The following is an 877-nucleotide window of genomic DNA, read 5'->3' on the forward strand; positions in this document are numbered from 1 at the left end:
TGTCTATTAAGAATAATTCAAACCCTTGACTACCTAAAAAGCAAGATGATAACTCACACGTTGAAATAATTTTACAAATGATGGACAAAATAATTAAAGAGTTAAGACCATTTGATTCACAATATGATATTGTTGATGAAGAAATGAATGAATTGGTGTATAATAAAACAAAGGAAATGGTGCTAAAGAATGTTATTTAAAATATTTGATAAAAGAATTAACAAAGAGTATTACGATACGGCATCAATGTTAGCAAAGGAAATTTTCAATGGAAAATTTTAGATTATTCAATGAAGACACAATCAATGGTATGAAGGGGTTGATTTCCCAAAACATTAAAGTTGATTGCATTATCACTGACCCGCCATATAAACTTACTTCCAAAGGTTCAACAGGAACAATGGGGGGGGAATTCTGGACTAGTGAAAGAAGCAAGAAAGGTATTCTCTTTGACACACCAGACATTACTGATTGGATAAACTTGTGTTATGACCTTCTCAATGAAGGAACACATATCTACATAATGACAAATGACAAGAACCTTACACATTACCTTGACACAATCAAGAAGTCTAAGTTTGAATTTGTCAAGACAATCATTTGAGTGAAACCAAACAAGATTACAGGGCGGTTCTATATGACACAGAAAGAAACTATTATCTTGGCAAGAAAAGGCGGACAACGCCCAATCAACCATGCCGGTACATCTGATATTCTTTTTAGTCCTGAGTTCAAGAAACTCAAAAAGGAAGATGGCACAAATTACCACGATACAGAGAAACCTGTTTCACTTATGGAAACATTGGTGCTCAATTCAACCAATGAAGGTGAGTGTGTATTTGACCCATTTACAGGCGTAGGTGCTACCGGTGTGGCA

The 877-nt window shown here is 34.8% G+C and carries 2 protein-coding genes; both read left to right on the plus strand.

Annotation, left to right across the window (positions count from 1 at the left end):
* Positions 1-268 precede the first annotated feature (268 nt).
* Positions 269-604, plus strand: a complete 336-nt coding sequence (locus tag N1032_RS24315; protein ID WP_259543061.1) for a DNA methyltransferase — start codon at positions 269-271, stop codon at positions 602-604.
* Positions 605-637: 33 nt separating this feature from the next.
* The coding region (locus N1032_RS24320; RefSeq protein ID WP_259543063.1) for a site-specific DNA-methyltransferase at positions 638-877 on the plus strand (240 nt) is incomplete at its 3' end.

Origin of the sequence: Herbiconiux daphne (assembly GCF_024979295.1) — a bacterium.
Taxonomy (GTDB): Bacteria; Actinomycetota; Actinomycetes; order Actinomycetales; family Microbacteriaceae; genus Herbiconiux; species Herbiconiux daphnes.